This window comes from Gemmiger sp. An50 (assembly GCF_002161595.1).
In the GTDB taxonomy this organism is placed as follows: domain Bacteria; phylum Bacillota; class Clostridia; order Oscillospirales; family Ruminococcaceae; genus Allofournierella.
The window spans coordinates 1-13,248 of record NZ_NFID01000017.1; the positions used below are offsets into that span (position 1 = coordinate 1).

Below are 13,248 nucleotides of genomic sequence, written 5' to 3' on the forward strand. Positions count from 1 at the left end.
CTGGGCGCCGAGAACGTTTACATCGTGTACCGCCGCGGCATGGAAGAGCTGCCCGCCCGTAAGGAAGAGGTGGAGCATGCCGAGGAAGAGGGCATCATCTTCAAGCTGCTCACCAACCCCGTACGCGTTCTGGGCGACGAGAACGGCTGCGTAGCCGGTATGGAATGCGTGGAGATGGAGCTGGGCGAGCCCGATGACAGCGGCCGCCGCCGTCCCGTGGAGAAGAAGGACAGCAACTTCGTGCTGGATGTGGACACCATGATCATGTCCATCGGTACCAGCCCGAACCCGCTGATCCGCTCCACCACTCCCGGCCTGGAGACCAACCGCCACGGCTGCATTGTGACCAACGGCGACGACGGTCTGACCAGCCGCGAGGGCGTGTACGCCGGCGGTGACGCCGTGACCGGTGCTGCTACTGTTATCCTGGCCATGGGCGCTGGCAAACATGCGGCAAAAGCCATTGACAAATACATTAAAAACAAGTAAGAGCGGCGGTTGTATGAAAACCGTAAATCTTTTTTCTTCGCTTTGCTTTTGGCAAAGCGAGGCCCGCTCCGGGGCGTTTTTGCCTGCGCAAAAACGCTGATCCCTCCGCTAAGCATGCTGCCAAGGCCATCGACGAGTACATCAAGAGCAAGAACAAGTAAGATATCCCCAAAAAAGCCATTGTAATAGAAGCCAAAGGCCCCGCGGTTCCAGTTGGAACCCAGGGCCTTTGGCGTTTGTTTTATTAGAAAAGAAGGTTCAGCGGTTCAAAAACCACACCGCACCGTTCAGGTAGCCTGCAAAGAGCAGCCACAGCAGGTAGGGCACCTGTAACCAGGAGGCAGCGGGGCTTACGGAGTAAAACCGCAGTGTCATGAGAAGCACTACCAGGAAGAGTGCGACCAGGCAGATCAGCGCCCCCAGCGGATTGTTCCAGCCAAAGAACAGGATGCTCCAGAAGAAATTCAGAATCAGCTGGAAGCCCCAAAGCCGAAGCGTGGGCACCCGGTCCTGAGGGCTTTTGTTCCAGACCAGCGCCATGCCGATGCCCATCAGAATGTACAGAATGGTCCAGGTGATGGGAAATACGTAGCCGGGAGGGGTGAGGGCGGATTTGAGCAAAGTGGGATAGACATTTTCCAGCCCATACCGGGTGAGTGTGCTGGAAAGCCAGCCAGTGCCAAGGGCAATGGCCGGAAAAAGTGCGAAGGGAAGGGCGCGGGAAAGCCGCTGTTTCATAACGATACCGCCTTTCAGTGGAGGATGTCCGGGCAGAATGCAGCGCCGGTATTCCTAGTATATGCGGAAAAATCCCCCGGGGCGATCTTGCTTTTGGAGGTTACTTTTATCATACAGCGTTTGGGCGAAAAGAGCGGTTGTGCGAACAACGGGGCAAAAGAAAACGTGCCGCTCTGTGGGAAAAGCAGCACGTTTTGAAAATGTTATTTTCCGGAAACCGAGTCCATCAGCTGGAACACCTCTTCCGGGGTCTCGGTGAAGTCGTTCTCGATCATGGTGCGCACCAGGCCGTAGATCAGAAACGCCATGCCGTTGCGGTGGTAGCGCAGGCTGGGCGGAGTACCCTCGTCTGGTCCCAGTACCTCCAGAAACATCTCCTCCAATACGCCCAGCATCTGTTTTTGCCGCAGGCTGCGCAGCAGGGGCCGCTGGCCGTAGATGTAGATGATCAGATACCGGCCGGGGGAGTCCAGCAGGTCCCGCCGGTCCGGCAGGGAAGATGCGTAGCGAATCCAGCGGGAGCGCAGATAATACCCGACTACTTCTTCAATGGAATCAAAATTCCGGTAAAAGGCATTGCGGGAAACTCCGGCCTGGCGGCACAAAAGACTCACCGAAAGGTCGGCATCCAGCAACAGAAGGTCCACCGCCGCGTTGGCGATGGAATCCTTGGTCTGCTGGCAGATTTCACTGTTGCGAGCATTGGGCATAATTGGCCTCCATAAGCATAGCAAGCTCCGGGCCAACCTGGTGGTTTGCCCTGCTTGTCTATTCTATAACGTAACAACTGTTACGTCAAGTGTTGAAAAGTTGTTTATCTTGTTAAAGTATTGGGGAAAAATGGAAATTATGCGGCAGAGACTTAAAAAAGAGACAAGTCTGTAAAGAAGCGGTAAGCTAAAAGTCAAAACGGTTCGGTGGTTTTGCAGCAGAAAAAGAGCCAGGTTGACAGCCGCAGGCCCATAGGGCATACTTAAAGCAAACAGCCGGGCGTGTTTCCCGGCAAATCATCAGCCGCCAAAAGCTGGGCGGCGGAATGGAGCGTATCATCATGACAAAACGTGTGTTGGACCTGCTTCCGGCAGAGCTTGCCTCTCTGACCGCAAAGGAGTTGCTGCAGGCAGTGGCAGGCAGCGAGGGCCGAGTGCTTGCAGCCGAGACCATCGGCATCACCCCGCCGCTGCTCAGCGATGTGACCAATGCGGAGTTCGCCGCCTCCATGGGTGCGGACCTGCTGCTTTTGAATATGTTCGATGTATGGGAGCCCCGCATCGTGGGCCTGCCTGAGACCCGCCCCGAAGACGTGGTGCGCCGGGTGAAGGAGCTCACCGGCCGGATGATCGGCATCAATCTGGAGCCGGTGGACCCGGCCGTGTGCGCCCAGAATGGGGAGAGCATCTGGGCGATGAGCCGCGGCCGTTACGCCACAGCGGAGAACGCCCAGCGAGCCATGGAGATGGGGGTGGACCTGATCGTGCTCACCGGCAACCCGGGCAATGGAGTGAGCAACGAAGCCATTGTGCATTCGCTGGAAAGCATCCGCGCCCAGGTGGGCGACGGCATCGTGCTGGCGGCGGGTAAGATGCATGCCTCCGGCGTTGTGGGCGAGGGCGGCGAGAACATCATCACCAAAGCGGATGTGGAAGCCTTCAGCAAGGCAGGGGCGGACATCATCCTGCTGCCTGCACCCGGCACCGTGCCCGGCATCACCACCGAGTATGTGCGCGGTCTGGTCAGCTATGCCCACAGCCTGGGCTGCCTGACCATCACCGCCATCGGCACCTCCCAGGAGGGAGCAGACACCGCCACCATCCGCCAGATTGCTCTGGAGTGCAAGATGACCGGCACCGATATCCACCACATCGGCGATTCCGGCTATGTGGGTATGGCCCTGCCGGAGAATATCATGGCCTACAGTGTGGCCATTCGAGGCATCCGCCACACCTACCGGCGCATGGCGGCCTCGCTGGCCCGCAAGCCCAGGAACTGAACAGGAGAAGGGAAGGTGAAACAGCCCGTTGAAGATCGAAAAGCTGCCCTATTTCATTGATCTGTACGAGACCCGCAGCTATACAAAGACCGCCCGTAACAATTATATCTCCCAGACTTCGGTGACCCAGTTCATCAACAGTCTGGAAGAGGAGCTGCAGGTCAAGCTTTTTGACCGCACAACTCTGCCCATCCAGCCCACCGCCGCCGGGACCCGCTTTTACCAGGATGCCAAGGCACTGCTGCGGCAGTACCAGCGCATCAAAGAGGGACTGGCGGTCCTGGACCGGAACGCGGCGCTGCCGGTGCGCCTTTGCTATACCTCCAAGATTGATCTGCAGATTCTGCTGCCCTTTGTGACCGGCTTCAAGACCCGGCACCCGGACGTAGCCGTGGATGTGGAGCAGGCCACCTTCAAGGAGGCTTCCAAGGCGCTTTGGGTCCGCCGGTGCGATGCGGTTATAGGCATCGACTTTGAACCGGAATATACCGGTCAACTGGAATCGCTGACCATGTATCAGGGTGGGTATCAGGCGCTGGTGCCCGAGGGGCATCCGCTGTTCGGCCGGGACGCCATCCGGACCGACGAGCTGTATCACTATCCGCTGGTGATGCTGTCGCCCCATGTGATCGGCCGCTCTTATGAGGGGATGCTGGAGCACGCCCGGCAGGACGGCTACTACCCCAACATCCAGCGCACCGCCAATGATATGGATGGAGAGCTGTTTCTCATTCTCACCGAGGGCCTCATCGGTTTTGTGCCGGACAATTATTTCCCTCAGGAGTATGCCGGGCGGATGCGGCGCATTCCCATTGAAGGCTCGCACCACCGGTTCCAGCTGGAAATGAAATACCGCTCGGGCGAGAACCCCTCGCTTGACCTGTTTGTGGAGGAGCTTGCCGCCTATTTGAAAAGCGAATAACCCATTGCGTTTTTGTCTTTGTAACCGGTGAGAATGTGGTGTTAAAATAAAAACAAATCGAACGCCCGGGTCATTCGGGCGGCAAACACTTATATTCTCAAGGAGGCAGATTCTTATGGGCAAACTGTTACTGACCGGTGTGGACGGCAATCTGGGCGGCTATGCGGCGGAGGTTCTTCTCACGCTGGAAGAGCCCTCTCAGCTGATTTTCTGCGGCTACAGCCAGCAGACACTGGACAAATACGCCGCCATGGGCGTTGAGACCCGTGTGACCAACTTCAACAGCCCGGACGGCCTGGCCGAGGCCTTCGCCGGTGCTGAGCGTCTGGCGCTGATCTCCATGCCCTTCGTGGGCGCCAAGCGGCAGAATGCCCACAAGAACGTGGTGGACGCTGCCAAGCAGGCCGGTGTGAAGCAGATTGTTTACACCTCTCTGGTGAACGCGGGCGACGAGACCAACCCCAGCGTGGAAAAGAAGGACCACATCTACACCGAGGAGTACATCAAGCAGGCCGGTCTGGATTACATCTTCCTGCGCAACTCCCAGTACGCCGAGGCCATGATCACCAACTACTTCACCTATGTGAAGCTGGACGGCGTGCTCAAGAACAGCCAGGGCGACGGCAAGATGGCTTACATCTCCCGCAAGGACTGCGCCAAGGCTGTTGCTTATGCGCTGCATCGCGGTGCGGAATACAGCCACGCCACGCTGGACATCAACGGTCCCGAGCTGATGACCATTTCCCAGTTCATCGAATACGGCAACCAGGCCACCGGCAACAGCGTGCGTTATCAGGAGATCACCGACGAAGAGAACTACCAGATCTTCGACGCCATGGGCGTACCCCGCACCACCGACGGTGTGTTCAAAAAGGACAGCGAGGCTCCCTTCTCCTCGGACGGCATGGTCACCTTTGCCCAGGCCATCCGGGAAGGCAAGATGGACACCTTCACCGACGACTACAAGAAGCTGACCGGCCAGGACCCCATGACGGTGCTGTACATGTTCCAGCATTCCGATGAGTTCCAGATCGGCGAGCGTCATTCCAAGGACAACTGATCGGTTCCCAATAACCACAAATGCCCCGGCTCTTTGCGAAGAGCCGGGGCATTTTTTATGGAAATGCGGGTTTATTCTTCAAATAGATCCAGCAGATAGCCGTAGCCTTCCGCTTCCATCTTTGCGTAGGGGACAAAGCGCAGTGATGCGCTGTTGATGCAGTACCGTACCCCGTTGGGAGACTCGGGGTCCCCGGTGAACACGTGGCCCAGATGAGAGTCGCCGGAGCGGCTGCGCACCTCGGTGCGGTGCATGCCGTGGCTGTCGTCCGGCAGCTCCACCACAGCGGGCTCCTCAATGGGCTTGGAAAAAGCGGGCCAGCCGCAGCCGCTCTCAAATTTGTCGGTGGAGGAGAACAGCGGCTCGCCGGTGACCACGTCCACATAAATGCCCTTTTCAAACTGGTCCCAGAATTCGTTGGCAAAGGGGTGCTCGGTGCCGTTTTGCTGGGTGACTCGGTACTGCTCGCTGGTCAGCTTGTCCCGAATGGCTTCCGCCGCGGGTTTCTGGTAATCGCCCGGGTCGATGCGCAGGCTGGAAAACAGCTTCATCTCCGCAAGGGGGATGTGACAGTAGCCGTTGGGGTTCTTTGCCAGATAGTCCTGATGATATTCCTCAGCAGGGTAGAAGTTCACCAGCGGGCCGATCTCCACCTTGAACTGTCGGCTCCGGCTGCGCTCAATCTCCGCGATGCGCTCCACCGTTTCCTTGGCCTTGTCGTTTGTGTAGTAAACGCCGGTCTGGTACTGGGTGCCCACATCGTTGCCCTGCCGGTTTTCCACGGTGGGATCGATCACATAGAAGTAGGCCAGCAGCAGTGCGTCCAGGCTTACCTGCTCCGGGTCATATTCCACCCGAACCGTTTCCCGGAATCCGGTTTTGCCGGTGGATACGATGGGGTAGTTAGCTTCGGCTTCGCCGGAGCCGTTGGCGTAGCCGCTCTGGGCATCAATCACGCCGGGAATGGACTGCATCAGCTGTTCGATGCCCCAGAAGCAGCCCCCGGCCAGATAAATTACGTTTTCGGTGGATTCCATCTTCATAACCTCCTGTTCTGATTCGCTTTGCGGCGAACCGATTTCACTGCTTGCGGGTTGCGGCGCGGTGTCCATCGGACGGCTGCAGCCACTCAGCAGGATTGCTGCGGCAAGCAGGCTTGCCAATAACGTTCGGTGCATGGTAGAGTCTCCTTTCCTTCCGGTACGGCCGGGAGCGGAATGCACCGGCCGCAGTGCCGGGATGAATGGCTTAATTATACTATGCTGATAGGAAAAATAAAGACCCTTTCCGTGCTCTCCAGGGCAAAATCTGCGCTGAAAAGCAGGAAAAGGGGAGGTGTGTTTTCACGGGCCCCAGAAGCCTTGCAGCTGATCGGCCAGCTGGTCCGGGCCGTAGAGCCAGCGGCAGTGAGCCCAGTGGCTGGGGAAGAGATGGCGGTATTCCGCCCGGGAAAAGCGGCTGTCGATGAGCAGCACCACGCCCTTGTCCTTCGGGGTGCGGATGACCCGCCCCGCCGCCTGCAGCACCTTGTTGAAGCCCGGGTACTGGTAGGCGTAGGCAAAGCCGCTGCCCCGGCTCTCTTCAAAGTAATCCCGCAGGATTTCCTGCCGGGGATTCACCTGGGGCAGCCCCACGCCCACGATGGCAGTGCCGATCAGCCGCTCGCCCGCCAGGTCCACGCCCTCGCCGAACACGCCGCCCATCACACCGAAGCCCAGAAGAGTCTCGGTGGCGTCCGGCTGGAAGGCGTCCAGAAAATCCTTACGGGCCTGCTCATCCATGCCCGGCTGCTGCACCAGGGTTCGAACGCCGGGAAACAGTTCCTCGAAGCGCTCCAGTACCTGGGTCAGATAGCTGTAGCTGGGGAAAAAGGCCATGTAATTGCCGGTACGGCCCCGGCACATTTCGTAGAGATACTGGGCTACTGGTTCGATGCTCTGTTGCCGGTCCTTGTAGCGGGTGCTCACGTCCGCGGCACAGAACAGGCCCAGGTTTTCGGTGGGGAAGGGGCTGGGCAGCGCGGCGCAGCGGGCTTCGGCGCAGCCCAGAATGTCCCGGTAATAATCCATGGGGGACAGGGTGGCGCTGAACAGCACCGCGCCCCGCCCGCTGGAAAAGCTCTGGTCCAGAAAGGCGCTGGGGTCCAGGCAGAGCTGACTGATGCGCACGTCGGTGCCGAAGGCTGCCATCTGGGTCACATAGTGGTCATCGTACCGTTCGGCCACCCGCAGGTATCCCCGCAGCTCGAAGTAAAGAGCCAGGATCAGGTCATGAGCGGTGCCTTCCCGGTGCTCAGTGAGCCATTCCTCCATGGGGCCGGTGACCCGGCTGATTACCCGGTTCAACCCGGTGCGGGCTTCCTTTTCAAAGAAGGTGCGGTTTTCCGCCTCGTCGCACTGACGGCGCAGCTCCACGAATTCGTCATTCAGTTTGCCCAGAGCGGTTTTCAGCTTGCTTTTGCCCTTGCCCAGGGCCTTGCGGGCCTCCAATACTTGGCTTTTTAAAAGGCTGGCCGAGTGCATCTCCCGGGCCCGGTCCGGCAGGTTGTGGGCCTCGTCCACCAGGAACAGATAGTCGCCGCCGCTCTCAAAAAAGCGCTTCAGGCTGACCACCGGGTCGAACAGGTAGTTGTAATCTCCCACGATCACATCGCACCAGAGCGAGAGGTCCAGCCCCAGCTCGAAGGGGCAGACGGTGAAGCGCCGGGCCAGGTTCTCCAGAGCGGCGCGGGTGAACTCGTTTTCGTCCAGCGCCTGCCACAGGGCATCCCGGATGCGGTCGTAGTAGCCGTTGGCGTAGGGGCAGGCCTCGGGAGTGCATTCCCGCTGCTCCAGCAGGCAGATGGTGTCCTTGGCGGTGAGAGTAATGCTTTTCAGCGAAAGGCAGGGCTGGCTTTTGCGCAGCAAGGCCAGCGCATCCTCCGCCGCCTGCCGGGTGGTGGTGCGGGCGGTGAGATAAAATACCCGCTCGCCGCAGCCCTCGCCCATGGCCTTGAGAGCGGGAAACAGGGTGCTCATGGTTTTGCCGATGCCGGTGGGCGCCTGGCAGAGCAGACGGCCCTTGTCCCGCAGGGTCCGGTACACCGCCCCTGCCAGAGCGTACTGGCCCGCCCGGTATTCCTCAAAGGGGAACCGCAGCGTTTGCAGCGCCTCGCCTCGGGTCACCTGCCAGGCGGCGGCCCGCTTGGCCCAGGGGGCATACCGGGCCAGCAGATCCAGCACAAAGTCCTCCAGCTGGCGGGCGGTGAATTCCCGGCGGAAATCCACCACCACCTCGTCGTCTACCTGAAAATAGGTCAGCCGCACCGCGATGGCATCCAGCCCGTGCTGCCGGGCGTAGATGGCCGCGTATACCTGCCCCTGGGCCCAGTGCACCGGGTTCATGTCCTCGTGGATCTGGTCGGTGGGAGTGGTCACAGTCTTGATCTCATCCACCACGGTCAGGCCGTCCTCATCGGTGAAGATGCCATCCGCCCGGCCATCCACCAGATAGTCCACCTCTTCCACAGTGTATTCCTGCTTCAGGTAGACCTCGGCCTCGTAGCCGGGCCCGGCCTGCTTTTGCAGCCGCCGGTGGATGCGCGCGCCCTCATTGGCACGGTCAAAGCCGGTGAACCGGCTGTCGATGCTGCCGGTCTGCAATAGAAACTCCACCAGCTGCCGCACCGATAGATGGATTTGTTCCATGGAAAAAGCCCCTCCTGCGATACACATTGAAACCATTGTATCACAAAAGGGGCGCTCGGTCACGCAAACAGGGTTTTGGTCAGCTGTGCGGCGATTTCGTCCAGCTGGGAGAAATCCGCCGCTGTGCGGTAGTAGCCCTCCAGCTCGTCGTGGCTAGCCTTGGCCTGCCGCTGGGCCTCGCTGGCAAGCTCCAGCAGCTCGGCTGCCGCTTTTCGGTCAAACCGCAGCCGGGCACGCAGGCTGCGCAACCCACCCTTTTCCAGAAAACGGGTGCAGTGTATGTTCTGCCGGTTTGTCAGATCCATGGGATGCCAGGAATTTCCGGTCAAAAAGGCAAGGCGCAGCTCCGGGATAAACAGATGGTCGATCACGTTCTCCCGCAGCGGGCAGGGGCAGGTGATGATGGCATAGCCCCGTTCCAGCGCGATCTGGCGCAGTAGGGCCAGCGCCAGCGGGGCCGCCGCACCCTGCTCGTCGTGCAGTACGATGCATTCGCTGGCCAGGGTCTCCACCGTGTTCAAAAAGACCATCCGACCCTTGGGGGTTACGGCGCTCAGCAGACGGATGCTCTCGCTGCCGGAGTGGCCGGTGCGGGGCAACCTGCGGGAACCCAGCCGCCGGGCCCAGCCCAGAAGCTTTTCCTCGTTCACCAGCGGTGCAACCAGACGGCGGCTGTCCTCCAAAAGGGCGGCGGCTGCCCGGATGGACCGGCCTGCCTGTTCCTGCAAAGCGGAGCAGCGGCGGAACAGGGCCACGATCTCGCCCCGGTGGGTGGTCAGGTAATCCGTGTCCAGCACATGGTGCAGGTCCACCACCTGCTGCACCGCGCCGGGATAAGCAGGCTCCACCACATGGGGGGCGGTGGCGTCAATGATGGCCGCCCGGGGCTTGGAGAAGATCACCCCGTCCAGACTGTCCGGGTCGGAGGAGCAGTGAATGCGCTCCACCGGCAGGGGGCTGGCCTGGGCCAGACGGTTCATCAGGGTGCTTTTGCCGCAGCCGGGGCCCGCTTTGATCAGATACAGAGGTACCTGTTCCTGGGTGTCCAGCCAGTCAAAGTACCCTTGGAACCCCTTCGGCCCCAGAGCGCCCATAAAGAAATCCGCGTTGTTTGCCATGGTATTTGAAAGTTTTTTCATCCCGCAACACCTCACTTTTGGCCCATCCTATGCGGAGCGGTGTGAGGGTGTGCGGCGGGCGGTGTTGCAAAGTGACTGACGGACTGGTATAATCAGAAGAAATGATTTGTCGAACCAGCCCGAAACCGGCCGGTTTTCAACATGAGGTGGATTTATGGATCGAAAAGCAACGAATATTGTGGCATATCTCACGCTGGTGGGCTGGTTTCTGGCCTACTTTGTGGGCGACCGGTATAATTCCCGGTTCCATCTGAATCAGGCACTGGTGCTGAACCTGTTTTTCCTGGTGCTGCGGGTAGTCTCCTCGGTGGCAAGCTGGGTTCTGGGCTGGATTCCGCTGGTGGGCTGGATCGTGATGCTGGCGTTGAATCTGGTAAGCCTGCTGGGTCTGGTGCTCTGGATTCTGGGCCTGGTCTACGCCGTACAGGACAAGGAGCAGCCGGTTCCCCTGGTGGGCTACATCCGTCTGCTGCGCTGATACGGGCGAAAAAATTCCGCAAATTTCCACTTGACAAGCAGCCGGGCGGGGTGCTATTATAATACCCGCCGAAACGCCGGGGATTTGTGACCGGCAATTTAATATGCGAAAAACCGCAGGGCTATAAATTTTCCTGTTTCTGATTCACAAACAGGGGATTGTAGCCCTGTTTTTTTGTGCCAAGGAGGAACCGGAATGACCGAACGAATCAACCAGAACCCCATGGGCAGCCGGCCGGTACTGCCGTTGCTGGTGAGCATGTCGCTGCCGCCCATTTTATCCATGCTGAGCCAGTCGCTGTACAACGTGGTGGACAGCATCTTCGTCGCCCGCCTGAGCAGCGATGCCCTCACCGCCGTTTCGCTGGCCTATCCGCTGCAGAATCTGGTGCTGGCGGTAGCGGTGGGCTACGGCGTGGGCTCCAATGCCTTTGTTGCCCGTAGCCTGGGCCAGGGGGATCAGCGCAGCGTGGACAAAGCCGCCTCTATGGGTATGGTGTTCACCGGCATTCACGCGCTGGCGTTTTTGCTGATCGGCCTGTTTGGCAGTGAGCCCTTCCTGCGGCTGTTCACCACCGATGAGCAGGTGCTGGCCATGAGCCTGGTGTACACCCGCATCGTTATCTGTCTTGCTTTCGGCAGCCTGTTCCACATCTACATTGAGAAACTGCTGCAGTCGGTGGGCAACATGTTCGTGCCCATGATTTTGCAGGGCGTGGGCGCAATTGTGAACATCGTGCTGGACCCCATCCTGATCTTCGGCCTGCTGGGTGCGCCCCGCATGGGCGTGGCGGGTGCTGCGGTGGCCACCGTGGCCGGGCAGATGACCGCCTGCACCATGGCGATGATCTATTTCTTCCGGGCCAAAACCGGTATGCATATTACCCGCAAGGACATGAAGGTGGACTGGAACATCGCCTGCAAGATCTACGGCGTGGGCGTGCCCTCCTGCCTGATGACCGCCATGCCCAGCCTGCTGGTGGGTGTGCTGAACGCTCTGCTGGTGGAGCTGCACGCGCTGGCCGTGGCAGTGTTCGGCCTGTACTTCAAGCTGCAGACCTTTGTGTACATGCCTGCCAACGGTCTGATCCAGGGGATGCGCCCCATCGTGAGCTACAACTACGGCGCGCGTCAGAAGCACCGGATGCATTCCACCATCCGCTGGAGCCTGACTCTCACCGCCGCGATCATGGCGCTGGGCACCCTGATCGCCTGGCTGCTGCCGGAACAGATCATGGCCCTCTTCGACGCGGACAGCGCCATGGTGGCCATCGGTGTGCCCATGCTGCGCATCACCAGTCTGGGCTTCCTGGTCTCCACCTTCGGTACCGTGCTGGCCGGATGTTTTGAGGCTTTGGGCAAGGGAATGCAGTCGCTGGCGGTGTCGCTCATCCGGCAGCTGGTGGTCATTCCGCCGCTGGCACTGGTGTTTTCCCGCTTCTGGGAGCTGAATGGCGTGTGGGCGTCTTTCCCGGTGGCCGAGACTCTGGCCGCGCTGGCTGCGGTGGTGCTCTACCGAAGCATGATGCGCCGCATCGACGGGACCATGGAATAAAAAAGAAAGAGATGGAAAAAGCGCCCGCGCGGCTGCCGGTCCGGCAGCTTGTGTGGGCGCTTTTGTGCGCGTTAAAATCAGTGCTTGGCAGGCAGAATCTCCAGCCAGTAGCCGTCCGGGTCCTGGATGAAGTAGATGCCCATGGCTTTGTTCTCAAAGCAGATGCAGCCCATCTCCTTGTGCAGGACGTGGGCGGCCTCGAAATCGTCGGTGCGGAAGGCCAGGTGGAACTCGCAGTCGCCCAGGTTGTAGGGGCGGTCCATGTCCCGCATCCAGGTGAGCTCCAGTTGGAAGTCGCTCTCCTCGTTGGCCAGGTAGACGATGATGAAGGAATCGTCCTTGGCAGTGATGCGCCGCACTTCCTTCAGGCCCAGAGCCTTTTCGTAGAACTCCATTGAGCGGCCCAGGTCATAGACGTTGTAGTTTTCGTGGATCATTTTGAATTTCATTGCAAAAATTCCTTTCTGGAATGGATTGATAAAAGTGGGTGCCGCCTTAGCCCTGCCACACCTCTTCCGCGCGAATGCGGGCAAGATAGGGCGCAAGCTCCGGCCGCTTCAGGTAGGCCAGCATCCCGGCCCGGTTGTCGAAGCAATGCATGGGGAACACATTGTCGCAGCGGCAGGCCTTTAAAAAGTCCACGAAACCCCACCAGGCGTTTTCCTCCTGCCGGGGGTCCAGCGGAACAAAAGCCGCGTCGAAAAAGCGGCCCCGGATGCGGTCCAGCTCCTCGTGGAAAGCCTTGTCGTGCCAGGCGTTCTGCTGGTCCGGTTCGCCCTCCCAGTGCCACCAGTTCAGATCGCCCGCATGGTAGAACCATAACCCCTCGGCCCGCACCAGAAAGGCGCAGCCCTCATCGGTGGAGCGCAGGGTCTCAATGTGAAGGCCCTGCCAGTCGTACCGGCTGCGGGGCGCGGCGGGCAGCACATTGGCCGAGCGCCGGGCGGGAATGTTCTCGTCCAGCACATAAAATACGTTGGGATGGCTCTCGTTCAGCTCCCACACAGCGGGGGAGTAGTGGTCGTGGTGCCGGTGGGAGGAAAAGACGAACAAGGTCTTTTCTGCATCCAGCGGGGGCAGCGGGCCCTGGAAGTAGTCAAACAGCAGCAGAGTGTGGTCCAGCTCCACCAGAAAGCAGCTGTGGCAGATGTGAGTGATCTTCATAAAATCTCCTTGGGGATGAATGTTGCGC

Annotated in this window: 13 protein-coding genes; 6 read left to right on the plus strand and 7 right to left on the minus strand. The window is 59.7% G+C overall.

Going from position 1 to position 13,248, the window contains the following annotated elements; translation table 11 throughout:
- On the plus strand, positions 1-489 hold a 489-nt coding region (locus tag B5G03_RS13560), incomplete at its 5' end, for an FAD-dependent oxidoreductase (protein WP_162613415.1).
- Between the two features lie 258 nt (positions 490-747).
- On the opposite strand, the gene B5G03_RS13565 is transcribed toward B5G03_RS13560, so the two are convergent.
- Together B5G03_RS13565 and B5G03_RS13570 are read right to left on the minus strand one after the other, a co-directional pair.
- The gene (locus B5G03_RS13565) at positions 748-1,227 is read right to left on the minus strand and encodes a TspO/MBR family protein (RefSeq protein ID WP_087182225.1); all 480 of its coding nucleotides are present in this window, start codon (positions 1,225-1,227) and stop codon (positions 748-750) included.
- Between the two features lie 203 nt (positions 1,228-1,430).
- Positions 1,431-1,937: a TetR family transcriptional regulator gene (locus tag B5G03_RS13570; protein ID WP_087182226.1), complete on the minus strand. Its 507-nt coding sequence runs from the start codon at positions 1,935-1,937 to the stop codon at positions 1,431-1,433.
- Between the two features lie 341 nt (positions 1,938-2,278).
- Here B5G03_RS13570 and B5G03_RS13575 point away from each other — a divergent pair, with 341 nt between their 5' ends.
- The 3 genes from B5G03_RS13575 (at position 2,279) to B5G03_RS13585 (ending at position 5,199) form a co-directional block, all read left to right on the plus strand.
- Positions 2,279-3,217, plus strand: coding sequence for a DUF7916 family protein (locus tag B5G03_RS13575; RefSeq protein WP_087182227.1), 939 nt, complete (start codon positions 2,279-2,281; stop codon positions 3,215-3,217).
- Between the two features lie 28 nt (positions 3,218-3,245).
- Positions 3,246-4,139 carry a LysR family transcriptional regulator gene (locus B5G03_RS13580; protein ID WP_087182228.1) on the plus strand — a complete coding sequence of 298 codons (894 nt, stop codon included), beginning with the start codon at positions 3,246-3,248 and terminating at the stop codon, positions 4,137-4,139.
- A 115-nt stretch (positions 4,140-4,254) separates the two neighbouring features.
- Positions 4,255-5,199, plus strand: coding sequence for an NmrA family NAD(P)-binding protein (locus tag B5G03_RS13585; RefSeq protein ID WP_087182229.1), 945 nt, complete (start codon positions 4,255-4,257; stop codon positions 5,197-5,199).
- A 71-nt stretch (positions 5,200-5,270) separates the two neighbouring features.
- Here B5G03_RS13585 and msrB read toward each other — a convergent pair whose 3' ends face one another.
- The 3 genes from msrB to B5G03_RS13600 all read right to left on the minus strand — a co-directional run bounded on the left by msrB (position 5,271) and on the right by B5G03_RS13600 (position 10,024).
- Complete coding sequence (gene msrB / locus B5G03_RS13590) at positions 5,271-6,236, minus strand: peptide-methionine (R)-S-oxide reductase MsrB (RefSeq protein WP_481808419.1); 966 nt, start codon at positions 6,234-6,236, stop codon at positions 5,271-5,273.
- A gap of 306 nt (positions 6,237-6,542) precedes the next feature.
- Positions 6,543-8,885: an ATP-dependent DNA helicase gene (locus B5G03_RS13595; RefSeq protein WP_087182231.1), complete on the minus strand. Its 2,343-nt coding sequence runs from the start codon at positions 8,883-8,885 to the stop codon at positions 6,543-6,545.
- A gap of 59 nt (positions 8,886-8,944) precedes the next feature.
- Positions 8,945-10,024: a hypothetical protein gene (locus B5G03_RS13600; RefSeq protein WP_087182232.1), complete on the minus strand. Its 1,080-nt coding sequence runs from the start codon at positions 10,022-10,024 to the stop codon at positions 8,945-8,947.
- A 154-nt stretch (positions 10,025-10,178) separates the two neighbouring features.
- Between B5G03_RS13600 and B5G03_RS13605 the strand changes: the two genes are divergently transcribed.
- Together B5G03_RS13605 and B5G03_RS13610 are read left to right on the plus strand one after the other, a co-directional pair.
- A complete protein-coding gene (locus tag B5G03_RS13605) occupies positions 10,179-10,502 on the plus strand; it encodes a hypothetical protein (RefSeq protein WP_140401708.1) in 324 nt (107 codons plus the stop codon).
- Positions 10,503-10,697: 195 nt separating this feature from the next.
- Positions 10,698-12,056 (plus strand): MATE family efflux transporter, encoded by a 1,359-nt coding sequence (locus B5G03_RS13610; protein ID WP_087182234.1) that lies wholly within the window; start codon positions 10,698-10,700, stop codon positions 12,054-12,056.
- A 77-nt stretch (positions 12,057-12,133) separates the two neighbouring features.
- Here B5G03_RS13610 and B5G03_RS13615 read toward each other — a convergent pair whose 3' ends face one another.
- Together B5G03_RS13615 and B5G03_RS13620 are read right to left on the minus strand one after the other, a co-directional pair.
- Entirely contained in the window at positions 12,134-12,505 is a 372-nt protein-coding gene (locus tag B5G03_RS13615) for a VOC family protein (RefSeq protein WP_087182235.1), read from the minus strand.
- A gap of 46 nt (positions 12,506-12,551) precedes the next feature.
- On the minus strand, positions 12,552-13,220 hold the full coding sequence (locus B5G03_RS13620) for an MBL fold metallo-hydrolase (RefSeq protein ID WP_087182236.1): 669 nt from the start codon (positions 13,218-13,220) through the stop codon (positions 12,552-12,554).
- Positions 13,221-13,248: the final 28 nt, after the last annotated feature.